Raw genomic sequence first — 24,959 nt, forward strand, 5'->3', positions numbered from 1 at the left:
AAAAAATCCAAGAGAAATAAAAAATCATTCGGACACTTATGCTAAAATATCGCCACAGAAAATATCTCTTCTTCAACTGTCCGAATGAAACCGACAGAGGTGTCCGGATAAACCGTTATATGCATCTATACTCAAACTATTTCAAAACAACTTCGTCTTGACTATAAAAAATACAGTTCCCAATACCAAAACATAGAGCTTCAAGAGTTTAAAAACGCTCACGATAGATTTCTCATCATCGATGAAAAAGAGATATATCACATCGGAGCAAGTCTTAAAGATTTGGGCAAAAAGTGGTTTGCTTTTTCTAAGTTTGAGATGGAAGCTTTGGAGATTTTAGGAAGATTGAAATAAATTTTGTTTAAATATTTATATTTTGTGATAGCATTCGCTTAAAAAAATGATAAAGTTTTTGAGGGTTGAGAAGTGAGTGAGATAAACATAAAAGAACTACTTGATTTAGAAGTAGTCAAGCGCAACTGCGAGGGCGAGATATGCGAAGAGCGGCTAGACCCAATCATGGTTGCACACAGGTATAAAGACCCGAGTATCTCGCTTATATGCGCTCTTTTTGCTTATGGAAATGTTAAGCAGATAGTGAAGTTTTTAAACTCGCTTGATTTTTCGCTTCTTAAAAAAAGTGATGATGAGATAAGAGAGGGGCTGAAAAATCACTACTACAGATTTCAAAAAAGCGAAGATGTGGCGGCTCTTTTTATCGCCCTAAAACGCTTAGGCGAAAAAAGCACGATAGAAGATGTTTTTAAAATGGGGTATAGCAAAAACAGAAGTACGATAGAGGGTATAAACTCTCTTATAAAAACTCTGCAAGATATTTACCCGCACTCATCTACGGGGTATAACTTTCTAATCTCTCAAGTAACTCTAAAAACAAAGGGAGCAGGGGCGTTGAAGCGGTGGATGATGTACTTGCGATGGATGGTAAGAGAGGATAATATCGACATGGGTTTGTGGAGCGGAGTCGATAAAAGCGACCTTATTATTCCGCTTGATACCCACACATTTAATGTCTCAAAAAAAATGGGGCTTTTGAATAGAAAAAGTTATGATTTACAAGCGGCCATTGAGCTTACATGTAAGTTAAAAGAGTTTGATGATAGCGACCCGCTAAAGTACGATTTCGCGCTCTACCGTATAGGTCAGGAGAAGCTCTCGCTGGTGTGAGAGAATCTTTCTCTCATTATAAAAAGAGCAACTGCCAAAATAACTGCGGATATGGAGGCAATATGAAACAAAAGAGTGCTTCCGTAGCCATCCCATATCCATCCCGCAGCACTTAGAGATATTAGTGTCGCAATGCCGACTGATGTGTAGTAAACTCCATATGCGGTCGCTTTTAAATCATAGGGTGCGGTGTCTGAGATGATGGCTTTAGCCAAAGAGTTAAACCCTCCCGCAAAAAATCCATATATGGCAAAACCAATCCAAACTCCGAGTATGCTCCCGCTAGACATCGCGATTGCCCCCAAGCCAAAAGCCAGATAGACAAAACAGAGCAGAGCCGCTTTGCCGAATTTGTCTGCAAGCCTGCCTATGGGGATTGCAAAAAAGGACTGCGTAAGATTGTACAGAGCATATGCAAGAGGGATTATTGCAAGTGAGAGCCCGTTGTCTCCCGCTTTTAATATCATAAATGAGTAGTTCATCGCAACCAAACTAAAGAGTGTTTGAAATCCAACCAGCCAATAAAATTGAGAAGGAAGCGCGCTAGGGCAAAAACGCCTCGTTGGAGAGGGCGTAAAGGGCACATTCGTGATTATAAAGATGAGAATTGCCATGGATATAAGCCCCGGAATAATACTGAGCGCGAAAATTGTTCGAAAGGTCGTTTCGCTCTCTCCGAGCCACCACAAAAGAGCAAAGGCACTCAACGAGCCGACCAGTGCGCCCGCTCCGTCCATCATCTTATGAAATCCAAACACAAAACCGCTAGAGCCTTTTGGCGTAGAGGCGCTGATAAGAGCATCTCTTGGAGCAACACGAATCCCTTTGGCAAGGCGGTCGCCTATACGGATGGTCATAATCATGGTCGCACTTTGGGCAAAAAAAGCGAGAGGTTTTATAAGGTTTGAGAGACCATATCCAAAGACGACGATACCTTTTCTTCGTCCGAGCCTATCCGAGTAGAAGCCGGAGAGTGCGATAAGCAGAGCAACAGAGAGTTCAGCAAGACCCTCGATGATGCCGATTTGTGTTTTGGTTGCATGTAAAAAACGCTCCAAAAAAATAGGCAACAGAGGAAGAATCATCTCAGTTGAGAAATCCGTAAAAAAGCTGTTAGCTCCGAGTCCGACTATGTTTTTGTTAAATGGCGTCTTTTTCATACTCTTTTTTTGCTGTGTTAAATTTTTTACCATTATACAAAAATTATCAATTTGTTGATTATAGCTATTTTGGCTATAATCCCTAACTATTTTTTTAAAGGATACTCTGATGGAGTGCGAATTCCCGACAATAAACTCAAACAAGCAAGAGATAAGAGAAATTTTTGATATAACTAAGACGATAGCTGTTTTAGGACTCTCTCCGGATGAGAGCAAGCCTAGCCACAGAGTGGCAAAATACCTTCAAGCGCAGGGCTTTAAGATAGTTCCTGTTTATCCAAAAGAGGAGACAATCCTTGGCGAAAAGGTTTACCGCTCACTCTCAGAGATTCCTTTTGCAGTTGATATGGTAGATATTTTTAGAAAGCCAAAAGAGTTGGATAATGTTGCCGATGCATGTATAGCGCGCGGCGATGTAAAGGTATTTTGGGCGCAAAAAGAGATAGTAAACAATGAAGCCTCAGCTCGTGCAAAAGCTGCAGGCATGAGAGTTGTTCAAAATATGTGTACGATGGTAGAACATCGTGATTTGCAAGAGGAGGCGTAGTTGTTTGACGTAAAAAAGATATATGAGGCAAGAGAGCGCATAAAAGATGTCGTAGTTGACACTCCGCTCTCATACGCTCCTCATCTTAGCGAAAAATCAGGATGTCATGTCTACCTCAAAAAAGAGAATCTTCAAGTAACAGGCGCATTTAAAATCAGAGGCGCGTATAATAAAATAGCAACTCTGAGTGATGCGCAAAAAGCTTGCGGAGTTGTGGCGGCAAGTGCAGGAAATCATGCTCAGGGAGTTGCACTCTCAGCATCAAAATTCGCCATAAAAGCTGTAATTGTTATGCCGGAATCAACACCTCTTACAAAAGTCAACGGCGTAAAAAACTACGGTGCAGAGGTTATTTTGCATGGAGCAAACTACGATGAGGCTTACGCATATGCAATCGAGCATGGAAAGAAGCATTCGCTTACTTTTGTGCATCCGTTTGAAGACGAAGAAGTTATAGCTGGGCAGGGTACTTTAGCGCTTGATATTTTAGATAAGTGCCACGATTTGGATGCGGTTGTCATACCTGTCGGCGGCGGCGGGCTTATATCGGGCATGGCGGCTGCGATTAAGAGCGTAAATCCAAAAATCGAGGTTATCGGAGTAAGCGCAAAGGGTGCTCCTGCACTTAAGAACTCGTTCGACCTTAAAACTGCTGTAGACAGCCTGAGTGTTAGAACAATAGCAGACGGCATTGCCGTACGTGACACTTCGCCGATTACTCTTGGCTACATGTTAGAGAGTGTAGATAGGATTATAGGCGTAGATGATGAAGAGATTGCAAGCGCGATTTTGTTTTTGCTTGAGAAGCAGAAGCTCGTTGTTGAGGGCGCAGGAGCCGTCGGTGTTGCAGCGCTTTTACATGGTAAACTTGAACATCTGAAGGGCAAAAGAGTAGCTATTGTTCTTAGCGGCGGTAATATGGACGTAACGCTTCTCTCCGTTATCATAGAAAAAGGTTTATTAAAATCAGGCAGAAAGATGAAGCTGACGGTTACCTTGGTTGACAAACCGGGTTCGTTGATGCGTTTTACTCAAATACTTCAAGAGCTTAATGCAAACATAGTACATATTGCATACGACAGAACTTCCATCTCGCTTGATTACGGGGACGCAAACGTAACGGTACATGTAGAGACAAAAGGCGAAGAGCATCAGCGGATTATACATAGAGTATTAAGAGAAGAAAATTACATAAGAGACTAAGCATAAAATGAATCCGACAAAGAGAAGCAATTTTGATGAAGCAGTTATTTATACGCAGATTCTAAACCCTAAAACGCTTCTGGTTGTTGATGCTTTTACTACAATAAGATATCTCAACATCGAAAATCTAAGTGTAAAAGAAGAGCAGAAAATGGCGATTTTGCATCCGAGATACTCCACAAAAGTAATCTCTTTTAGTGAGGATGGCAAATATTTTGCTTCAATCTCTCAGGATGCGAAAGAGTCAAGACTTTACGATACACAGAGCAAAAAAATAGTTGCAACAGTAGAGAGGCATCAGGGAGATGTCTCCTGTGTAGGCATTGACCCAAAAAACAGGTACATGTTCTCCTGCGGAGATGACGGTATGATATTTGGGGTAGATATAGAGACTGCACAACTCGCCTTTACACTTCCAAGACACGTAGACTCCATAAATGACATAGCTTTTAGCAGTGACGGCAAGTTTGTCGCAACGGCAAGCTATGACAAAAATATCTCGCTCTATAATCTCTCAATGATGGTGCCAAAGGGTAAACTAAAAGCGCACTCGGCACCCGTTTTAAAGTTGCAGTTTTTAAACAATAACAGACTCTTTAGTATAGATAAAAACAGTGGCGCAATTGTCTGGGATTTAAATAGCTCAAAAGTAATCTGCAGGCTAAAAGGTATCCATGACGATATCACCGAAATAGCAGTAGGCTATGACGGCGCACTGCTTTTTTTAGGCACAAAACTAGGATATATCCTTGTCTATGACTTAAGCAGCTATGAGATGATCTCAAGAAGATATGTGAAACTAGAGAGTTCAATTACTGCGCTTAATTTTGATGAAGAGAGGGATGAGCTGATTGTCGGAGCGGATAACGGAGATTTGTATTTTTACTATATTTTTAATAACGAGAAGCACTTTGTTGAACTGCTTAAAGAAAAAAAGTATGCCGAGATGCTCCAATGCATTGAAGAAAATCCGCTTTTAAAATACACAAAAGCGTCCAAAATATTTGATACAATTTGGGAAAAAACTGTTCAAAGAGCAAAAAAACTTCTTGAAAACAGCGATAAAACCGCTGTTTTAAATCTGTTTGAAAGCTTTAACGATATTCCTGCAAAAAGGCAATTTGCACAAAAACTTATCCAAGAGTATGGGGAGTATGACAAGTTTCTGTTTTTTGTAAAAAACAGAAAAAACGCGCTGGCTTATGCTCTGGCAAACGTTCATCCGGTCTATAAAGAAACAAAAATTTATAAAGCCATGGAGACGGAGTGGAGAAATGCATTCTCACTTGCAAAAAAATATCTTCTTGATGAAAAACTCGGATACAAAGCCCAAGAGATTTTAATGCCATACAGAGGAATAAGCGAAAAAACGGTGCTTATCCAAGAGTTGGTGCTAAACGTACATGTATATAAAAGATTTAGAACGGCAGTAGCGCAAAAGGAGTTTAAACTCTCGTTTGAGTTGGCAAAACAAAACCCTTTTTTAAAAGAGTATCCTGAGCATAAAGCCTTGATTAAGTACTCAGACTCACTCTATATGAAAGCTCAAACACTCCTCGGCAACGGAGATACTCACTCTGCCGTGAAGATATTCCGTGTTTTGCTTGATTTTGATGATTTCAAAGATGAAGCAAAAGAGATTATTTCGGATATAGAAAATAGGCACAAGTTCTTTAATGCGGTAGAAGCAGAGGATATGATACTGTCGTACAATCTCCTGGAGAGCTCTTTGTCGCTTAAAGAGACCAGTGAGGGACAAAAGCTCCAAAAGCAGTGGGAGCGCGATTTAGCAAAGGCAAAAGAGTATGCTTCTAGTTGCGATGTGGATGGAATAAAAGCCTCTTTAGAGAGCTACATGAAGATAAAATCTAAAAATATGGATATGGCCTCTGTTTTATCTCAATGCTACATCAATGAGCTCTCCTGCGCAATAAAAGATAACAAAGAGCAGAAAAGCTTAGAAAACGGCATAAAAAACTACCTTTTATACTATGGATTGGATGAAAAAATAGGAGAAATTTTTACAATTTTTCAAGCGCAGTATCCGGAAACAAAACTAAACATTGAGTCCCAGACGCAGGGCTCTATGAACGGCTGGAGACCATCCATGATAGTTAATTCAATATTAGAGTGAAAAATTATCTAATTATTTAACTTGCAATATAGCTCATTTTATATATAATTGGCGAATTTTTTATAAGAGGAGACTTTTCATGCAGATAAGTGGCGCGCAGATGGTCATTGAAGCTTTAATTGCAGAAGGGGTAGATACAGTATTTGGCTACCCTGGCGGAGCAATTATGAATGTCTACGACGAAATTTATAAACAAAATAGTTTTAAACATATATTGACTAGACATGAACAAGCTGCCGTCCATGCTGCAGAGGGCTACTCAAAAGCGAGCGGAAAAGTAGGTGTTGCCATGATAACGAGCGGTCCCGGCTTCACAAATGCCGTAACCGGACTTGCCGATGCGTATATGGACTCGATTCCGTTGGTCGTTATAAGCGGACAGGTTCCCATGAGCCTAATCGGTACGGATGCGTTTCAAGAGATTGATGCTGTTGGAATAAGCCGCTCTTGTACAAAACACAACTACCTTGTAACCGACGCTAAGGATTTGGCACGTGTACTAAAAGAGGCGTTTTATATTGCCGCAAGCGGTCGTCCGGGTCCTGTACATGTAGATATTCCAAAAGATGTCACTGCACAGATTGCGGAGTTTAACTACTCTTTTGAGCTTGATTTGGAGACTTACAAGCCACATGTGAAAGGTAATCCTCGCCAGATTAAAAAGGCGATGGAGGCTATTGCAAAAGCGAGACGTCCTCTCTTTTACCTTGGCGGCGGTATCGTAAACTCAAATGCGGCTTATGAAGTAAGAGAGCTGGTGCACAAAACGGGAATTCCTGCTGTTGAGACGTTTATGGCGCGCGGCGTACTTAGTCATGATGATGAGCTCTTGATATCTATGCTCGGTATGCACGGAAGCTATGCGGCAAATATGGCTATGAGCGAGACTGATTTGGTTATCGGTTTGGGTGCTAGATTTGATGACCGTGTAACAGGCAAAATCTCGGAATTTGCAAAAAATGCGGGTGTTATACATGTTGATATTGACCCTGCAAGCATCTCAAAACTTGTTATCGCTGATTATCCGATAGTCGGAGACGTTAAAAACGTAGTAAACGAAATGCTTGAGCAGTCAGCTTTAATCAATCCTGTAAAATATGCATCTTGGAGAGAGACAATAAGAAATTTTGACGAACTTCATCCGCTGGCATATCATGAAGATACCGACAGACTCAAGCCGCAATGGGTTATACAGAGGGTAGGTGAACTTTTGGGCGATAGCGCAAATATATCTACAGACGTTGGGCAGCATCAGATGTGGAGCGCTCAATTTTATCCATTTACACGTCCTCGTCAATTTATAAGTTCCGGAGGACTTGGAACTATGGGGTTTGGTTTTCCAGCGGCCATGGGTGTAAAAGTTGCATCACCTGAAAAAATAAGCATCAACTTTACGGGGGACGGCTCTATTCTAATGAATTGTCAAGAGCTTATGACGGCAGTTGAGAAGAAAATACCTGTTATAAATATTATTTTAAATAACAACTACCTCGGCATGGTTAGACAGTGGCAGACGCTTTTTTATGATAAACGCCACAGCGAAACAGACTTGAGCGTTCAGCCTGATTTCGTAAAGCTTGCTGAGGCATTTGGCGGTATCGGTTACAGAGTTACTACAAAAGCTGAGTTTGACGTGGCTCTCAAGGAGTCGGTTGAGAAGAATATTGTTTCTTTTATAGATGTAGTAGTTGAGAGATTGGAAAATGTTATGCCTATGGTTCCTGCTGGGGGATCACTTTTTAATATGATGTTATTAGAGAAGAAGGAGAAAAAATAATGCAAGACGAAAACGCAAGAAGAGTTATCTCTGTCATAGTGGTTAACGAAGCAAGTGTATTGTCACGTATAACAGACCTTTTCTCCGGACGCGGGTATAACATCACATCGCTTACCGTTGCACCGATACCTGAGAGCAGATACTCTAGGCTAACTATCGTAACGTCAGGTTCAATCCGTGTGATAGAGCAGATTACAAAGCAGCTTCATAAACTTATTCCTGTTTTAAAGGTGTATGAGCACGCTGATTTGGTTGAAAAAGAGATGACGCTTATAAAGTTTCCTGTATCTGAGAATATTACCGATATAGCGACTCTTTGCGCCGCATATAACGGCAAAATTGTCAACGTCGGAGAGAATATTATAATCGTGATGGTTGCTGATGAGCCAAAAAGAGTAGACAACTTTTTAAAAATAATAAACAAATATAATCCAAAAGAGATTGTAAGAAGCGGTGCTGTAGCACTAGAGAGATAAGCTATGCTATTTAGCGATGTCGCTTCTTATCTAAAACTAGAGCTTGTAGGCGAGGATTTAGAGCTAGACTCCATGAATGAGCTCTCACTCTCATCATCTTCTCAGCTTGCATTTGCCACTCACAAAAAATACTCCTCAGAGCTATCTTCCTCTAAAGCAAAAGCCTTTTTAATTACAAATGTATTGATAGAGTATCTTCCAAAAAATTCTTCATACATTATATGCGAAGATGTTTCCATTTCGATGGCGCAGGCTACAAAGCTTTTTAGCAAAAAACCAATAGAGGCTGGAGTTGCTTCTGCAAAGATAGGCGATAACAGCTATATAGACGGTATGGCAAAGGTTGAAAACGGTGCAGTAATAGGCTCAAACGTTACAATCCTTGCCGGTGCTTATATCGGTACAAATGTACATGTAGGCGACGATACTATCATCTATCCAAATGTTACTATCTACAGAGACTGCGTAATCGGAAAAGAGTGTATTATCCACTCTGGAAGCGTAATCGGAGCTGATGGGTTTGGTTTTTCGCATACAAATACCGGTGAACATGTAAAAATATACCAAAACGGAAATGTCATCATAGAAGATTGTGTCGAAATCGGCGCAAACTGTGCGATAGATAGAGCAGTTTTCAACTCTACTATAATCAGAAAAGGGACAAAAATGGACAACTTTATCCATATTGCGCACAACTGCGATATCGGTGAGCACTCTGTTTTTGTTGCTCAAACGGGAGTGGGCGGCTCTACAAAACTTGGACGCAACTGCGTAGTGAGCGGTCAGAGTGCATTTAGTGACCACTTAAGTATTGCTCCTTTTTCAACATTTACAGCTAGAAGCGGAGTTACAAAAAACATTACAGAGAGTGGCGGTGTTTACAGCGGATTTCCGCTTATGAGCCACAGAGAGTGGAAAAGGCTTCAGGTAAGGATAGCAAAGCTAAACAATTAGGAGAAAAAATGGATTTAAAAAAGATAGCAGAGATTTTAAAGTGTGATTTTGGCGGCGAGAACTTTGAGATAACAAAGATGAATACACTTCGGGATGCGACAAAAAGCGAGATATCTTTTGTTGCAAACTCAAAATATGTCAAAGATATACAAAGCTCAAACGCGGGCGTAATCATAGTAGACAAATCTACAAAAGAGTTTGTTCCTGAGTGTTGTGTCGCTTTAGTGGTTGAGAGCCCATACTGGGCGATGGCCACACTTTCAAAATATTTTGCTCCTTCAATAGAAGACAATACGCTCCCAGCACCTATGATAGGAGAGGGCAGCACTATCTCTCCAAAAGCGGAGATAGCAAATGGTGCAGTAGTTGGCAAAAACTGCACGATTATGGCTCACGTTTATATCGGTGCAAATTCTCAAATCGGCGACAACACTGTAATATATCCAAGCGTAGCCGTATATAGGGACTGCAAGATTGGCAGCAACTGTATAATCCATGCAAATTCAACTATCGGTAGTGACGGTTTTGGTTTTGCTACAAACAAACTGGGTGAACATAGAAAAATTTACCAAAACGGAAATGTAGTAGTAGAAGACGATGTTGAGATTGGAAGCTCAACAGCCATAGACAGAGCAGTTTTTGGAACTACCCTTATAAAACGCGGCGTTAGAATAGACAACCTTGTTCAGGTAGGGCATAACTGTGTTGTCGGCGAATATTCAGTTCTTGTCGCCCAATCAGGCATAGCGGGCTCAACTACTTTAGGAAGAAATATCGTCTTAGGAGGACAGAGTGCCATTGCAGGACACCTAAGTATTGCTCCTTTTACTACAATGGCCGCTAGAAGCGGTGTTACGAAGAGTATCAACGAGAGCGGCTTAACATTTGCAGGGTTTCCTCTGATGGAACACAGATTATGGTTAAAACTTCAGGGTAAAATTGCTAGACTAATAAAGCAGTAACTTAACATAAAGGATTTACATGTCAAAAACAATTGTGCTAAGCGGAACAAAAAAAGGTGTTATCTCGGTAACTAAAATAGATGAACCTTACGGTAAAGAGAGTCACAGCGTTGCGAGTATCGGCATATCATTGGCAGGAAACACGGATGAGCCTGAGTGGAAAGTCCACATCCCTTTGGAAAATTTAGATGAAGTTATAGAGGCTCTAAAAGAGTTAAAATAGTGATTTGCAAGAGTTGGAGTTTAGTTGAAAAAAAAGTTTTTAATCTATCTTCTGTTCTCAACGCTTCTCTATGGAGAAAAACTTCATCTCCTTTTTGAGGGCAACAGCAAAATATCCTCTAGTGAACTTTATAGCTCTTTGGAGCTATATGAACCCTCTTTCTTCGAGTTTTATGTAGACAAACCATCCATTGAGTCCAGCAGCATAGATTTAATACTCCAGAGCATAAAAGATTACTATAAAACCAAAGGCTTTTTTCATGCAGATGTTTCATATTTAAAAGATAAGAGCGCCATCAGGGTAAAAGTAGATGAGAAATCACCCATAATAGTAAAAAATATATCAGATATCTCTGATATAAAATTAGATGAGACGATACCGTTTAAAGTAGGGGATATATTTGACGCCGATAAATTTACGCAGAGTAAAAAAGATATAAAGCTTTTATATGCAAATTCCAACTTCTGCAACGCTTCCATAGATGCCAAAGCGTGGATAGACATTGAGTTAAACGAAGCTCACCTGAAATATGAATCAAGCAAAAATAAAAAGTGCTATTTTGGCAGAGTGAAGATAAATGCGTCAAAAGATATTGACGAAGAGATTATAAGGTCCATTTTGTATATAGACGAATATGAGACTTTTAGTGTAAATAAAATTACAAGAAGCTACGAGGAGCTATATTCGCATGAGGGAGTCTCAAAGGCGGTAATAGAGACAAATGTCGTTAATGAAAATATCATAGATGTTAATGTAGAGGTAGTTCAGAATGAAAAACCGCTGAGATTTGAGTTTGGCATCGGTGCAAGCAGTGATGAGGGTGCGATGGTTTCAACTGGCATTATGGATAGAAATTTTTTAGGAAATTTGAGGGTGCTTAGCCTTAAGGCAAGGGTTGCAGAGATAAAACAAAATGTAAAACTCAACTTTGACATGCCGCTTGCGGGGAGAAATTTTACGGGCTTTGAGACAGGTTATGAAAATGAAAAGTTTCTAGGTTTTAAAGAGTACAAGTTTTACTCAAGTGCATATCTGAAGCAAAAAAGAGCAGAGCACACTTTTGGAGAGTCTATTTTATTTGACTCTATAAAAACATACGACAGCGAGGATGAACTTCTTTTTCCTCCTCTTCGTCTTTTTATAATCTCTCCAAAATTTGAGTATGGCTTTGACACCAGAGACAAAATACTAGAGCCTACAAAAGGTTACTTTATAAACGGTGAGGCCAGCGGCTCGCTAATGGGAGCTCTCTCTGATGCTACTTATCACAAATTAAGAGCAACAGCCGGTTATATTCATAGTTTGCAAAACAGTATCGCGGCTTTTAAAGGTACATATGGAACGCTGAAGTTGGTTGACGGGGATATTCCTGCATCTTATCGTTTTTTTGCGGGAGGGATGCACAGCAACCGCGGATACGGCTATAGGGAGCTTGGTCCGACAAACGCCAAAGGAGACCCGATAGGATTTGATTCTATTTTGGAGTTTACTGCCGAGCTTAGATTTAAAATTTACGGCAATTTTAGAGGGGTCGTGTTTAACGACAACAGCTACTTGGGGGAGAGCGGCTCGCCAAATTATGGAGATGGATACAACAGTGTCGGGTTTGGTTTTCGTTATGTAACGCCTATCGGTCCCGTTGGCATTGATTTTGGTTTTGATGTAGAAAATCCTACAAAACAGTATGCAGTGCACTTTCATATAGGAGAATTGTTTTGATAAAAAAAATATACATTTTTTTACAAAAGAGTACTCTGTTCCTTCTCTTTCTTGCCTCTTTGTCTGTTTTTATATTTTTTCAAAAGGATGTTGTTCCTTTTTTGGCGAACAAATATTTAAAAGAGTCCTTGATTGAGTACTCTTCAATTAAAGGGAGTCTGTTTAGGGGCGTAGAGATTGAGGATTTTAGATACAAAGAGAGTATCAGAGCAAAAAAACTCAATATAAAATATAACTTTTTCTCTCTCCTTGGACCGACACCCAGAATTGCTCTAGTAGAGGCAAATGGAGTCTTTATTGACCTAAAGGGGCTTTTAGATTCAAAGAAAAGCGAAGATTCATCCTCCGATTTTGCGTTTAATATATCTGCAATAGAGATTAAAGATGCAACGCTCATCTACGGTGACGAGAGGGTGGATTTTGATTTCAGAGGCTCAAATCTTAGCTACAGAGATGTTATTGACATTGAGAGTGTAGAACTTAATTTAGAGTCAAAATATGGCAATTTAAAGCTAAGAGGAGATGTTTTAGCAAGCTCACTTGTAGCAAAATCTTATCTCTTGCCATCAGATGAGATACTCGCCGAATATGCAGGCTTTTTAACCTACTTACCGAAGAAGTTAGAAGTTGATGTGAAAATAGATCAACATAAGATAAATCTAAAAGCGTATATAAAAAATATCTTTTTTAACGATGTGCCAAAGCTCTTGCTACAGGATGCACATGTAGATTTTTCATACTACCTAGATGATGGTAGTCTGGCTTTAAAGGCGGAGTATAAAGCCAAGTATGAAGAGTATGATGCGGCAGTTACGCAAAGCGCTTTTGTAGATAAAAATAAAAAAGCGACCTCGGATATAAAAGCAGAGATAACAAACGAGAAAAACACTCTGCCATTTGATGAGTTTGCACTGAAAATTGATTATGAAAACAACACTACAAATCTTCTCTTTAGTGCAAAAGATATAACTGCTAATCTCTCTACAAATGACTTTAAAAACTTTTCTCTAAGAGCAGATAGTATCTACGCAAAACTTGAGGGAGATATTTTAAAAGAGAGTGCCGAGACCTTTTTGCAGGCAAAAATCTACCCAAAAGAGGAGTTTTTAAGCTACAAAGAGTACAGCCTTGAGAGATTTTCAGATATTGACATGTATCTTTACCAAGAGAGTAAAAATATTGTGCTCTCACTTGATTCGGACATCATCTCTTTGACGCTTTTTGCAGATGATGAGAAGCTAAAGGGCTTTGCAAATTTAGGCTCTGCCTATTTTAAAGTAAGCGGTGATTTTGTAAGTAAAAAAGCAAAAATAGATACGAACATAGCCTCAGTTGACAAGCTGATGGAAGAGCTTTATATTAAGCCTGCGGAGCTCTTTTTTGATGCAAAAGTGGTTGCGCAAACAGAGCTTTTTTTCAAGGATAAGATAGAGCTGTATTCAAAAGTAAAAATACCCTCGTACACGCTTAGGCTTGATTCAAAAAATGAATTTTCAGAGATAGATAACTTTTTTGAGTTTTTCTACAAAGACGGCGAATTTACACTAAAAAAATATAATTTTGGCGTGCAAGAGCGCAGAATATACTCAGACAGACCATCCAAAGTTCTCTTAAACGACAATTACGATATTGAGTTTAAAGAGTTTTGGATATATGACAATCTTCTTCTAAAGGGGTTGCTTAAAACCTCTGATATGAGCGCGGATTTTTCGCTAAAGAGCGATAGTTTTAAGTATGAGTCACAAGATGCAAACGTAACTATAAAGGTAGATTTAAGGGCAAAAATAGAGTCTGACGGCAAACAACATGTAGATGGCGAAATAAAGATTTTAGACGGCGTGGTAATGTACGAGCCAAAAAAAGATTATACAATTTCAGATGAAGATATTATAATCATTCAAGAGATAAAAGAGCAGGATGAAAAAAACAACAGAGAGATAAATATACACGTTACTTCCGCAAAGCCAATAAAATACAAAATCAAAAATCTCTCTTTGACTTTTGTCCCAAATCTGCTGCTCTATCAGGAGATGGGCTCTTATATGCAGATATTGGGAGTTATCAGCATAAAAGAGGGCGAGGCAAATCTGGAAGATAAGATTTTTGAGTTTGACGAGAGCGAGATATACTTTTACGGCGGCAAAGAAGCAGACCCATATCTGAATCTGAACTTGCACCACTATACGACTGATTATATTGATATAGAGATATACGTTACAAACAAGGCTAGTTCGCCGGTTATTGTTCTCTCCTCAAAACCCGCAATGAGCCAAAACGAGATTCTGTCATATATACTTTTTGGCGAGAGTGCGTCGTCTATGTTTGACACTATGTCTGAATCGTCAAAAACACCTCTAAATACACTTCTCTTAGGTACGGGTTTGAAAAAAGCACTAAACAAAACAACGGGTGTAAAATTTGATACATTAAATATTCTGACAAACAGAGAGGGAACACTCGGCTATGAGGTTGGAGCGCGTTTTAACAAAAAAATTAGAGTGGTTTACAGAAATAATGAAATTTCAAGTCTGATACTTCAATATAGCTTAAACAGATCGATAAGAATAGATGTTGATGTAAAGGAGACCGGGCAGGGTGTGAGCATTATATATGTGAAAGATTTTAGCCTTCCGTCACGATAATAAATATTAACACTTCTTTGTTAGTTTTAACAATTTAAAATGTTTTTCTTATAATTTTAAATTCTAAGCAATATTTAATAAAACTTTATGAAATAATTATATAGGATATCGGCGTAAAGAGTGCATGTGTTTTTCATAAAGGGAGAATTTGAATTTTACTTTTTTAGAAGTCGAAGATAGTTGCTTGCTTGATAAGGTTTTCGCGTTTCGTTACAAAATTCTTTTAGAAATCTATCCTGAGTATATAGAAGCCTCAAACTTTTTGGATAACAAAGAGTTTGATAAATATGACGCTTATTCAGCGCATTTTGCAGCGATAGACAAAGAGGGTGAAGTTTGTGCAACCGTAAGGCTTATACACAACTCACTGCTTGGATATCCTACTGAAAACGGTATGAGATTTGACAACAGCATGTTTGAGAGAGATAGACTCGGTGAGATGTCAAGAATATTTGTGGATGCGAAATATAGAAATATTCAGACAACAAAAAAAGTGATAGAAGAGGTCAAGAAATTCATGTATATAAAAATGATGAAGCTAGGTATTGAGTATACTTACGGTTCACTTGAAGAGAGTTTTTTGAGACTTCTTAGAATTTATAAGATGAATTATGCAATAATAGGCGAAAAACAAGAGCATGGCTCTTTTGGTTTTCGCTATCCGTCTGTTTTATATACAAAGCAGTTGGGAGTGGACAACCCTCAAATTATAGAGTTATTGGAGGCTGGGCGTGAATTGTAATGTTTCGTATAGCTCTAAATTTAGAGTTATTCTGCCTCTGCTCATGTGTTTAACAACCTTAAGTGCCCAGAGCGATAATTTAATTGAATCAATTTCGGGCGAAATGGAACACTTCAATAAAGTGGCAACCGCTACAAAGCAAAATGAGCATTATCAGCCATATATAATCTCTGTATTTCAGGGATATGCGTTAGAAAAACTTGGCGTATCAAACCTAAAAGAGGCGTTGCTTTTAGTTCCTGGTGTTGATATGGCAACTGATAATTTTAATAACCAAACACCTACATTTAGAGGTTCAAACTCTGTTGCATACGGCCAGTCGAAACTTTTTATAGACGGCATATCGGTCAACAATCTATTCTTTGATGCCTACTCCGAATATCTCTCTTTTCCTATTGAGATGATTAAACGTATAGAAGTTGTACGAGGTCCAGGAAACAAAATAGACGGTTTTAACGCCTATGCAGGCTCCATAAATGTCATTACATACGCAGAGGATTTTAAAGGGTTTGAGTCAAACGATAAGCTTGTGTTTAAATATGGCTCGTATGACTACAAAATGGGAGGTTTTTTTAAAACCTATAAAACGGATAATTTGAAAATTTTTGTAGATTTTTTCTACCAAGAGGATGACAAAAAATTGTATGCCGGTCCAGATGGTCTCTCTCAGGGAGCGCTTAGTCTGCTTCCTGTAATTGACAATAGAGCATTATCTCAGACAGGTGATGCTCCATTATGGCTAAAAGAGTACTCGCTTGGGGCAAGCATCGAATATAAAGATTTTTCTCTCAAAGCGAGAATGTTGGAGCATACAAAAGGGAGCGCATACGGCATAAATCTTGCACTCCCCCAAGAGAGTGACAGAGTGAAACTTCCAAGCTACTATCTTGATTTGGGATACGCCAAGGAGATTGGAGATTTTGAAGTAAATATAAATGCAGGCATAAAATATGATGCATTTGACTCATACTCAAAGCTGGCTCCAGATGGACTAAATCTTGGTGTTATATTTCAAGATGGAATATATGGAGAGCATTTTGCCGCGCAGCAAACACTCTACCAATCCTCTTATCTTAAATATAGCGGGATTGACCGACATGTCATTACTGCCGGTTATCGCTTTACAAAAGAAGAAACCATAGATATGACATCAAAACTCTCAAACAGAGCGACCGGCGATGTAGAGCTTGTTGACTATACGGATACCTTGCCTTTTTTTGATAAAAATGCAGAGCGCAATATTTATATATTTTCACTGCAGGATGAGTTTCAATTCAGTGATGATATAAGTTTTATTTACGGCTTTAACTATGAGCAGACATCCTATAAAGATGCAGGCTTGGAACCTAGAGTATCAATGGTGTATCAGATGGATTCGGAGAATATTTTTAAAACCATGTACAGCCGCTCCCACAGAAATGCTTCATGGCAGGAGATGTTTACCATGTACAATAGTGCAAGAGTAGGGAGCACTGATTTAGAACCTGAAACAGTGGATGCCTTTGAGTTTGCCTATATTAAGAAATTTTCAGCCGATACATATCTGCAAACCAATCTTTTTTACCTTCTTAATAAAGACCAGATATATAACTCATCTATTGATCCTGAGTACAGAAATGTAGTAGATACTGATATTTACGGTTTTGAGCTTGAGTACAGAGGAAATCTCTCCTCTGATGATGAGTTGTATCTAAACTACTCTTATGTTAAGGGCAAATCTTATACGCAAGATGAGGGAAGAAGCGAATCAACTCCAAACGTGGCACATCATCTGGCTAAAGGGTACTATGTTTATAATCTGGGCAGCAACCTCTCTCTTAGCGGCGTTGTGAAATATGTCGGCTCTAAAGATAGAGTTTTTGGAGATACGCGGGAGAAGGTAAAGGCGTACTCCGCGATTGATTCTTCACTCTGCTACAGAGACCCAAAACAGAACTACAGTGCAACACTCAGCATAAAAAATATCTTTAATACGGATATTACTTATCCCTCGGCGCCAAATACATATATAGAAGATTATGCGCAAGAGGGAAGAACATTTTTAATAACATTGAAAAAGAGTTTTAGATGAAAAAAACAGTTTTGCTTTTTCTCGTTTTTGTAAATTTTGCCTACGGATACAGTTATGATGATTTATTGCTAAGGGCTCAAGCTTCAATATTTCCTAAAATCTTGCTTCTTGATAAAAAAATAGGAGATAAGCTTATAGATGGCAGGGTTATTTACACCATTGTGTATGAAAAAAATGATTACGATACGGCTCTTGAAATAAATAAATTCATAGATGCAAACTATAATGGACACTTTAATGGATATACTTATAAAATTAATCTGGTAGAATTTTCTGATTTGTCAAGTGCTACACGGGCATCTGTAATTTATTCGCTTAACTCAGATAGATATATTGAAAAAGTAGCTGATTTTGCTAAAGATAAGGGAATTGTTGCATTTTCCTATGATATTAAAAATTTAAAAGCAGGACTGCTGTTTTCATTGGTACTAGAGAAATCAACTGTTTTGTATATGAACAAAGAAAATTTATATATTCAAAAAATAGATTTTGTCGATTCTCTTTTGCGAATGGTTAAGTTTATAGATAAAGAGAATAGTTAGTTATATATTTTGCTTGCAGAGCGATATTTTAAATATATATATAAAAAAAGGTTGATTTGTGTCTATCAAAAATGGGGTGATTAATTCTCTTTCTACAAAGATAGTGACATCAATTGGTGTTGTATCGGTACTCATTACTTTGGTTATTTTCAGCGTTTCTGAAAAAATAACTAAAGATGCTTTTAGCGGTGTTGAGCTTGAAAAAGCTGATTTGATTGCAAGAACGATAGAACCGCTGATTGCTATCAATATCTATCTTGATATGCCTGAAAATATTGCCCAACTTGCACAACAGCTTATGGAAAATAGATATATTCTCTCAGTTAAAGTCCTAGATGATAAAAATAAAATTGTTAACGAAGTGGAGTCCGGTGAGTATCAAAAGGATATTGAGGACTCTTTTGTTGTGGAAAAAATCCTCAATCAGCCTAACTCTGCAAAACAGATAGGCAAATTGGTTCTTGTTTATTCAAACAAGAGGTATGTAGAGCTGGTTGACAAATATACAAACATGACAATTCTTCTGCTTTTGGCTCTTGCGGTCTTATTTATACTCTATGGATTATATATCAAAAAGATGCTCGCTCCTCTTGGGCAGATTGCAAAATTGTTAAAGCACTACTCGCCGGACAAAGAGGTAGATATTCCTTTTTTATCTCAAAATAATGAGATTGGGTTAATTTCAAATGCGCTAAACAGTATGCAGCAAAAAATATTGCAATATTCAAAAAAACAGAAAAATATAAATCACTACCTTGAAGAAAAAGTCAACGAGAAGACACTAGAACTTCGTGAACAGCTCTATATAGATACTTTGACCGAACTGCCGAATAGATTTAGCTTGTTAAATGATATTTTCAAGAGTCGCGAGGGTGCGCTGCTTGTTATTAATATAGATGATTTTAAAGAGATAAATGATTTTTTCGGACATGTTGCAGGAGACAATATTTTAAAAAAGTTTTCAAATAGACTGAAAAGTATGTTTAAAAACAATGAGCATATTAGACTAAAACGTCTATCGGGGGATGAGTTTGCCCTGCTGTTTATGCAAAAGCCGCCTCTGGAGGATTTTATAAAGAGTGCTGAGAAGTTAATCAATGACGTAGAAAAGATGATTTTTATTTATAAAAAAAATGAGATAAGCATAAGAATTACAATAGGCGGGGCATACCAGATAGAGAGAGCTTTGGAGAAGGCTGACATTGCTTTGAAATCTGCAAAAAGAGAACGAAAATCTTTTCTGCTCTATGATGAGAAGCTAAATATAGAAGAGCTCTATAAAGATAATATGGAGTGGGTTAGAAAGCTTAAAAAAGCTATTGAGCAGGATATGATTGTTCCATATTTTCAACCTATTTTTGACAATAAATCAGAAGAAATCGCCAGCTATGAGTGTTTGATACGCCTAGTGGAGAGCAACGGCAATGTTGTAAGCCCATATCTTTTTTTAACAATAGCTAAAAAAAGCAGAGTATATAGCGAACTGACAAGAATTATGATTGAAAAGAGCTGCCAACATTTTGAAAATATTGATTGCGACTTTTCTGTCAATCTCTCAGTAGATGATATATTAAATGATGAGATAGTTAATGAAATTAAACAAAAAATTAAAAAATACAGTGTTGAAAATAAGATTATTTTTGAGATTTTAGAATCAGAGGGAATAGAGAACTATGAAGAGGTTTCACTCTTTATAAGTGAGATGAAGAAGCTTGGCTGCAGAATAGCAATAGATGATTTTGGAAGCGGATACTCAAATTTTGAGCATCTTCTTAAGCTGGATATTGATTACATAAAAATAGACGGTACCTTGATAAAAAATTTAGACAAAGATGCTAATGCACAGGTTGTGGTTGAAACAATAGTAGATTTTGCAAATAGATTAAATATATTGACTGTTGCTGAGTTTGTTCATAATGAAGCAGTTTTAAAGAGAGTTAAAGAGCTTAAGGTAAACAGGTCTCAAGGGTTTTTTCTGGGAATACCGGAGGCTAATACAGACATCCACATGTTAAGACATGCAGATAGTAAGATTATTTTAAAATAATGATGGGAATTTTTACGTTTTTAATAAGCTTAGTTGTAAAGCTTCCAAAGAAAGCAGTTCTAAGTTTGCCATGGCTATAGGAACCGATTGCTAACATATCAATGCTATTTTTATCAATGCACGTTAAAAGAGTTTCAAGCGGTTCGCCGGACTTTTGTATAAATTCGCAATTGAGACTCTCATCTTTGATAAGCTCTTTTGCATGCGCTATCAACTCATTTGAGCTGTTTTGATTGCTGTTTATGTTTACAACGTATCTCTTTGTTTTATGCCCAAGCATAGGCGAAGAGGAGAGCTCTTCTAGGGCTTTTATAGAGCCGCTCTTGCCGTTAAATGCGACCATTACATTTCTTATAGGAGAGTACTCTCTGTTTACTAGAATTATAGGAGTATCGATATCTCTTATAATGTTTTCAACACAAGAACCTATCTCATCCTCTTTTTGCATATGTCCCATACCTGAAAAGCCGAATATTACTACTCTTAGTTTATTTTCTAGCTCTTTTAGGTTTTCATATAGCGTGCCGTGTCTTTGAGAGATTATAACGTCTGTATAACCTTTGGAAGTAACTCTCTCTCTTAGCTCTTTTAAGAGATCTTTTCCGTTGTTTATCCTATCTCTGTTTTTGTGTGCATCCTCAAGAGATAGCTCTTGAAGCAAATCATCTCGCTCGCCAAGGGCAATATTTCCTGAGAGATTTGTCACGGATGAGGCGTTTGGATGCTCTATGGTGTTTAGTAAAACCAGAGTAAGGTTAAGCTCTTTTGCTATATGAAGAGCATAATCGCATACCGCCTCTGAGTATTTTGAACCGTCAACACAAGCAAAAACTGCCTGCTCTATATTTTTTATATCTTGCATATTTAATGTCCTCCCATAACTTTTTCAATCTCTTCAGGTTTATCGTGTATTCCGAATCTGTCTATAATAGTGCTACTTGCCTGATTTTGACCTATTAGCGTTACGTTAGCACCTTCACGACGCAGTTTGATGACGACTTTATCAAGCGCATAAACGGCAGAAATATCCCAAAAGTGAGCTCTGGATAAGTCTATCATTATATTCTCTACAACTTCCTTAAAATCAAAGAATTCTACAAATTTATCTGCACTGTTAAAAAATACCTGCCCGACAATTTTGTATGTTCTTGTGTCTGTTGCCTCGTCATAATATGTCTCATTGTACATAAAGTGGCTGATTTTGTTTGCAAAGAAGAGGGAAGCTAGAAGCACGCCGACAAATACGCCAAGAGCCAAGTTGTGCGTCCAGACAACGACAACTACGGTCGCTACCATGACAACGTTTGTAGAGATAGGAAGAGTTTTTAGTTTTTTGATGCTTCCCCAGTCAAACGTACCGATTGAGACCATTATCATAACTGCAACAAGTGCTGCCATCGGTATTATAGAGAGCAGATCACTCAAAAATACAACCATAACCAGCAGATATACGCCCGCTAGAAGAGTCGAGAGCCTTGTACGTCCGCCTGATTTTACGTTTATAACAGACTGTCCTATCATAGCACAACCTGCCATACCGCCCATGAAACCGGATGCTATATTTGCTACGCCCTGACCGCTGCACTCTCTGTTTTTATCGCTCTTTGTATCAGTTAAATCATCCACGATTGTAGCTGTCATCAGAGACTCCAAAAGACCAACCATAGCCAAAGAGATAGAGTATGGCAAAATTATCATAAGTGTCTCAAGATTAAATGGAATCTGAGGGATTAGAAAAATCGGAAGCGTATCAGGAAGAGCGCCCATGTCACCGACATTTCTTACGTCAATGTCAAACAGTATGACCACCAGCGTGATAGCGACGATGGTTATAAGAGGAGACGGGAGGAGGGTTCCGATTTTTGGGACATATGGAAAGAGATATATAACAACAAGACCTGCGGCTGTGAGCGCATATACATGCCAAGTGACGTTTGTGAGTTCCGGAAGCTGAGCCATAAAGATAAGTATGGCTAGTGCGTTTACAAAACCTACAACGACTGCGCGGGGGACGAAGCTCATTAGCTGCCCGAGTTTAAAGTACCCTGCAATCATCTGCAGTATTCCTGTTAAAACGGTAGCCGCAAGAAGATACTCCAAACCGTTCTCTTTTACAAGAGTTACCATTAAAAGTGCCATCGCACCGGTTGCTCCACTTATCATCCCTGCACGACCGCCCACAAATGCTATGACTACCGCAATACAAAAAGATGCATAAAGTCCTACTTTGGGATCGACTCCTGCAATAATCGAGAATGCTATAGCTTCCGGTATCAGTGCGAGGGCAACTACGATTCCTGCAAGTGAGTCTCCTTTTATATTTGAGAACCACTCCTCTTTTTTAAAATATTTTTGTAACAAAATTTATCCTTTTTTATATTTTTTTATTTTTTGTCCGGTGTAAGATTATGTTTTCACATTCTCTATCCTTAGTTTTTCAGAAAGTGAGTTAAAACAAATGCGGATCTATCCCTGCATAGTAATGGCAGAGATAAAATAGAAAAAGGCTTAAAATTGATCTTTAAGCCTTTAGTTCTTTTACGAACTCTTCTATGCGTTTAATGCCTTTGCGGATGCTCTCTATATCGGTTGCAAAGCTAAATCTAAAGTATCCATCGCTTCCAAAACCGACGCCCGGAACTACCGCTACGCCTTTTTTCTCTAAAAGCTGCTTGCAAAACTCCATGGAGTCGTTGCTCAGCTCTTTTATGTTTACAAAAAGATAAAAAGCACCCTCAGGTTTATAAACACTCAATCCATCAATTTCGTTAATTAGCTTTACGGCCTCATCGCGACGCTCTTTAAATGCAACTCTCATCATCTCTATATCTCTGTCCGCATCGCCGTTTAAACCTACGATTGCAGCTTTTTGAGTGATAGAGTTAATATTAGAGGTGCTTTGGCTTTGAAGTTTTTTTGTTGCTTGGATTAGCTCCGTGTTGTGAGCAGCCATATATCCAAATCTCCAGCCGGTCATGGCAACAGATTTACTTAAACCGTTGATTGTAACCGTGCGCTTATACATGTCATCACTTACGGCTGCCGCAGATGTAAACTCTCCGTCATAGATAAGCTTCTCATACATCTCATCGCTTGCAACAATAACGTCAGTTCCCTCTAGGACTTTACCGATGGCTTCAAGCTCTGCTCTTGAGTAAACAGCACCCGTCGGGTTTGAGGGGCTTGTTAGAACTATCATCTTTGTTTTTGGCGTAAGAGCATCTTGAAGCTGCTGTGGAGTTATCTTAAAAGCATTATCATCATTTGTCTCAATCTCTACTACAGTTCCGCCGTAGTAAAGAACTAGCTCGGGATATGTAACCCAGTAGGGAGAGGGGATAATTACTTCATCGCCTTTTTGTATTGTTGCGGCAAATAGGTTAAAAAGAGAGTGCTTTGCACCGTTGTTGGTAATAATCTGGTTTGGAGTGTAGGTTAAGCCGTTGTCTCTTTTTAGTTTGTTTGCAATAGCGGCTTTAAGAGCAGGGATGCCATCAACCGGCGTATACTTTGTAAAACCTTCATTTATTGCAGCGATTGCGGCATCTTTAATTACTTGAGGAGTGTTAAAGTCAGGTTCGCCTGCTGAGAAGCTAAGGATATCTTTGCCTTGTGCTTTTAATTCGCCTGCAAGTGTCGAGATGGCAATTGTAATTGATTCAGATAGTGTGTTTACGCGATCTGTTAGCATGTTAATCCTTTTTATTTAAATATTAGAGTTCTTGCAGAACTCAACTTTCACGCTAAATGAGCAAAGCCCATTTAGCTACGCTAGCCGCTATGGCACTGAAGCTAGCCACATAAAGCGGCAGAAGAACTTCTTGCAAAATCGCAAGAAATTTATTGCGCGAATTATACTAAAATATGTTTAGTTTTTCATAGCGCGGATAAAAGATTCGTAGATATTTTCCAGTTTGAGGTCTTGTTCAAGAAGCTCTTTATTGTCTTTGACTAAGATATGTTCAAGAACTGCTACACGCTTAAGCATGTATTCAAACATCTCTTTATTAATGTCTGGAAGCATATTGTGCATAAGCGGCTCTTTACATCTCCCTTTTTCAATAACATGTGCAGGAATTCCGATTGCAGTTGCATTGTTGGGAACTTCTTTTACAACTACGGAATTTGCACCGATTTTAGCGTATCTTCCGATAGTAATATTTCCAAGAATCTTAGCTCCTGCACCTATAACGGCACCTTTTTTGATAGTCGGATGTCTTTTGCCCTGAGTAAGAGACACTCCTCCAAGAGTTACGCCCTGATAGATTAAAACATCATCTTCTATAATTGCAGTTTGCCCGATAACAACCCCTGTACCGTGGTCTATAAAGACCCTTTTACCTATCTTGGCACCTGGATGAATATCAATATTTGTTAGAATTTGAGTAAGCCCCATTATAACTCTTGCCAAACTTTTAAAGTTTGCCACATATAGTTTGTGTGCAATTCTGTACCATGCAACAGCCCATACGCCTGGATAATTAAATAGAAAATCAAGTTTAGAATTTAGTGCCGGATCGTTTTTGTATGCGTTCGAAAAGTCTTCTTTTATTTCAGCATAAAGTCCCAAAAAAA

The 24,959-nt window shown here is 38.6% G+C and carries 21 protein-coding genes and 1 pseudogene; 17 read left to right on the plus strand and 5 right to left on the minus strand.

The window, feature by feature from the left end:
* Window positions 1-38 precede the first annotated feature (38 nt).
* The 3 genes and pseudogenes from K0A91_RS07345 (at window position 39) to K0A91_RS07355 (ending at window position 1,185) form a co-directional block, all read left to right on the plus strand.
* Window positions 39-161: a hypothetical protein gene (locus K0A91_RS07345; protein WP_295009504.1), complete on the plus strand. Its 123-nt coding sequence runs from the start codon at window positions 39-41 to the stop codon at window positions 159-161.
* Window positions 124-354, plus strand: a pseudogene (locus K0A91_RS07350) (DNA-binding protein); the annotation flags it as partial. The gene K0A91_RS07345 and the pseudogene K0A91_RS07350, both read left to right, overlap by 38 nt.
* A 72-nt stretch (window positions 355-426) precedes the next feature.
* Window positions 427-1,185 carry a TIGR02757 family protein gene (locus K0A91_RS07355; RefSeq protein ID WP_295009505.1) on the plus strand — a complete coding sequence of 253 codons (759 nt, stop codon included), beginning with the start codon at window positions 427-429 and terminating at the stop codon, window positions 1,183-1,185.
* Here the strand turns inward: K0A91_RS07355 and K0A91_RS07360 are convergent.
* The gene (locus K0A91_RS07360; RefSeq protein ID WP_295009507.1) at window positions 1,161-2,345 is read right to left on the minus strand and encodes an MFS transporter; all 1,185 of its coding nucleotides are present in this window, start codon (window positions 2,343-2,345) and stop codon (window positions 1,161-1,163) included. The two genes, K0A91_RS07355 and K0A91_RS07360, sit on opposite strands and share 25 nt — an antisense overlap.
* Before the next feature lie 109 nt (window positions 2,346-2,454).
* Here K0A91_RS07360 and K0A91_RS07365 point away from each other — a divergent pair, with 109 nt between their 5' ends.
* The 14 genes from K0A91_RS07365 to K0A91_RS07430 all read left to right on the plus strand — a co-directional run bounded on the left by K0A91_RS07365 (window position 2,455) and on the right by K0A91_RS07430 (window position 20,384).
* Window positions 2,455-2,892 carry a CoA-binding protein gene (locus K0A91_RS07365; RefSeq protein WP_295009509.1) on the plus strand — a complete coding sequence of 146 codons (438 nt, stop codon included), beginning with the start codon at window positions 2,455-2,457 and terminating at the stop codon, window positions 2,890-2,892.
* Complete coding sequence (gene ilvA, locus K0A91_RS07370) at window positions 2,893-4,095, plus strand: threonine ammonia-lyase (protein WP_295009511.1); 1,203 nt, start codon at window positions 2,893-2,895, stop codon at window positions 4,093-4,095. It begins immediately after the preceding gene.
* Between the two features lie 7 nt (window positions 4,096-4,102).
* Entirely contained in the window at window positions 4,103-6,229 is a 2,127-nt protein-coding gene (locus K0A91_RS07375) for a hypothetical protein (RefSeq protein ID WP_295009512.1), read from the plus strand.
* A 79-nt stretch (window positions 6,230-6,308) separates the two neighbouring features.
* Entirely contained in the window at window positions 6,309-8,006 is a 1,698-nt protein-coding gene (locus K0A91_RS07380) for an acetolactate synthase large subunit (RefSeq protein ID WP_295009513.1), read from the plus strand.
* A complete protein-coding gene (gene ilvN, locus K0A91_RS07385) occupies window positions 8,006-8,482 on the plus strand; it encodes an acetolactate synthase small subunit (RefSeq protein WP_295009515.1) in 477 nt (158 codons plus the stop codon). Before K0A91_RS07380 ends, ilvN begins: the two co-directional genes overlap by 1 nt.
* A 3-nt stretch (window positions 8,483-8,485) precedes the next feature.
* On the plus strand, window positions 8,486-9,436 hold the full coding sequence (gene lpxD, locus K0A91_RS07390) for a UDP-3-O-(3-hydroxymyristoyl)glucosamine N-acyltransferase (RefSeq protein ID WP_295009517.1): 951 nt from the start codon (window positions 8,486-8,488) through the stop codon (window positions 9,434-9,436).
* An 8-nt stretch (window positions 9,437-9,444) separates the two neighbouring features.
* Window positions 9,445-10,398, plus strand: coding sequence for a UDP-3-O-(3-hydroxymyristoyl)glucosamine N-acyltransferase (lpxD, locus tag K0A91_RS07395; RefSeq protein ID WP_295009519.1), 954 nt, complete (start codon window positions 9,445-9,447; stop codon window positions 10,396-10,398).
* A gap of 19 nt (window positions 10,399-10,417) precedes the next feature.
* Window positions 10,418-10,621, plus strand: a complete 204-nt coding sequence (locus K0A91_RS07400; RefSeq protein WP_295009521.1) for a hypothetical protein — start codon at window positions 10,418-10,420, stop codon at window positions 10,619-10,621.
* Window positions 10,622-10,645: 24 nt separating this feature from the next.
* Window positions 10,646-12,340, plus strand: coding sequence for a BamA/TamA family outer membrane protein (locus K0A91_RS07405; protein ID WP_295009523.1), 1,695 nt, complete (start codon window positions 10,646-10,648; stop codon window positions 12,338-12,340).
* Window positions 12,337-14,982: a translocation/assembly module TamB domain-containing protein gene (locus tag K0A91_RS07410; RefSeq protein WP_295009525.1), complete on the plus strand. Its 2,646-nt coding sequence runs from the start codon at window positions 12,337-12,339 to the stop codon at window positions 14,980-14,982. The genes K0A91_RS07405 and K0A91_RS07410 overlap by 4 nt, the downstream gene beginning before the upstream one ends.
* A gap of 148 nt (window positions 14,983-15,130) precedes the next feature.
* The gene (locus tag K0A91_RS07415; protein WP_295009527.1) at window positions 15,131-15,724 is read left to right on the plus strand and encodes a GNAT family N-acyltransferase; all 594 of its coding nucleotides are present in this window, start codon (window positions 15,131-15,133) and stop codon (window positions 15,722-15,724) included.
* Window positions 15,714-17,795: a TonB-dependent receptor plug domain-containing protein gene (locus K0A91_RS07420; RefSeq protein ID WP_295009529.1), complete on the plus strand. Its 2,082-nt coding sequence runs from the start codon at window positions 15,714-15,716 to the stop codon at window positions 17,793-17,795. The genes K0A91_RS07415 and K0A91_RS07420 overlap by 11 nt, the downstream gene beginning before the upstream one ends.
* Window positions 17,792-18,337 (plus strand): hypothetical protein, encoded by a 546-nt coding sequence (locus K0A91_RS07425; protein WP_295009531.1) that lies wholly within the window; start codon window positions 17,792-17,794, stop codon window positions 18,335-18,337. The genes K0A91_RS07420 and K0A91_RS07425 overlap by 4 nt, the downstream gene beginning before the upstream one ends.
* Window positions 18,338-18,395: 58 nt before the next feature.
* The gene (locus K0A91_RS07430) at window positions 18,396-20,384 is read left to right on the plus strand and encodes a GGDEF and EAL domain-containing protein (RefSeq protein WP_295009533.1); all 1,989 of its coding nucleotides are present in this window, start codon (window positions 18,396-18,398) and stop codon (window positions 20,382-20,384) included.
* Here K0A91_RS07430 and K0A91_RS07435 read toward each other — a convergent pair.
* From K0A91_RS07435 to cysE, 4 genes are all read right to left on the minus strand, one after another.
* The gene (locus tag K0A91_RS07435; RefSeq protein WP_295009535.1) at window positions 20,371-21,246 is read right to left on the minus strand and encodes a universal stress protein; all 876 of its coding nucleotides are present in this window, start codon (window positions 21,244-21,246) and stop codon (window positions 20,371-20,373) included. The two genes, K0A91_RS07430 and K0A91_RS07435, sit on opposite strands and share 14 nt — an antisense overlap.
* Window positions 21,247-21,248: 2 nt before the next feature.
* The gene (locus K0A91_RS07440; protein WP_295009537.1) at window positions 21,249-22,745 is read right to left on the minus strand and encodes a SulP family inorganic anion transporter; all 1,497 of its coding nucleotides are present in this window, start codon (window positions 22,743-22,745) and stop codon (window positions 21,249-21,251) included.
* Window positions 22,746-22,905: 160 nt separating this feature from the next.
* Complete coding sequence (locus K0A91_RS07445; RefSeq protein WP_295009539.1) at window positions 22,906-24,075, minus strand: pyridoxal phosphate-dependent aminotransferase; 1,170 nt, start codon at window positions 24,073-24,075, stop codon at window positions 22,906-22,908.
* A 177-nt stretch (window positions 24,076-24,252) separates the two neighbouring features.
* Window positions 24,253-24,954, minus strand: a complete 702-nt coding sequence (gene cysE / locus K0A91_RS07450; protein ID WP_295009541.1) for a serine O-acetyltransferase — start codon at window positions 24,952-24,954, stop codon at window positions 24,253-24,255.
* Window positions 24,955-24,959 lie beyond the last annotated feature (5 nt).

Origin of the sequence: Sulfurimonas sp. (genome assembly GCF_019429335.1) — a bacterium.
In the GTDB taxonomy this organism is placed as follows: domain Bacteria; phylum Campylobacterota; class Campylobacteria; order Campylobacterales; family Sulfurimonadaceae; genus Sulfurimonas.

Excerpts from the sequence above, each read along its gene's own strand:
- K0A91_RS07425 (WP_295009531.1), top strand. The coding sequence starts at position 17,792 with ATGAAAAAAACAGTTTTGCTTTTTCTCGTTTTTGTAAATTTTGCCTAC.
- K0A91_RS07400 (WP_295009521.1), top strand. The coding sequence starts at position 10,418 with ATGTCAAAAACAATTGTGCTAAGCGGAACAAAAAAAGGTGTTATCTCG.
- K0A91_RS07445 (WP_295009539.1), bottom strand. The coding sequence starts at position 24,075 with ATGCTAACAGATCGCGTAAACACACTATCTGAATCAATTACAATTGCC.
- K0A91_RS07380 (WP_295009513.1), top strand. The coding sequence starts at position 6,309 with ATGCAGATAAGTGGCGCGCAGATGGTCATTGAAGCTTTAATTGCAGAA.
- K0A91_RS07435 (WP_295009535.1), bottom strand. The coding sequence starts at position 21,246 with ATGCAAGATATAAAAAATATAGAGCAGGCAGTTTTTGCTTGTGTTGAC.
- ilvN (WP_295009515.1), top strand. The coding sequence starts at position 8,006 with ATGCAAGACGAAAACGCAAGAAGAGTTATCTCTGTCATAGTGGTTAAC.
- K0A91_RS07360 (WP_295009507.1), bottom strand. The coding sequence starts at position 2,345 with ATGAAAAAGACGCCATTTAACAAAAACATAGTCGGACTCGGAGCTAAC.
- K0A91_RS07345 (WP_295009504.1), top strand. The coding sequence starts at position 39 with ATGCTAAAATATCGCCACAGAAAATATCTCTTCTTCAACTGTCCGAAT.
- K0A91_RS07365 (WP_295009509.1), top strand. The coding sequence starts at position 2,455 with ATGGAGTGCGAATTCCCGACAATAAACTCAAACAAGCAAGAGATAAGA.
- K0A91_RS07375 (WP_295009512.1), top strand. The coding sequence starts at position 4,103 with ATGAATCCGACAAAGAGAAGCAATTTTGATGAAGCAGTTATTTATACG.
- lpxD (WP_295009517.1), top strand. The coding sequence starts at position 8,486 with ATGCTATTTAGCGATGTCGCTTCTTATCTAAAACTAGAGCTTGTAGGC.
- lpxD (WP_295009519.1), top strand. The coding sequence starts at position 9,445 with ATGGATTTAAAAAAGATAGCAGAGATTTTAAAGTGTGATTTTGGCGGC.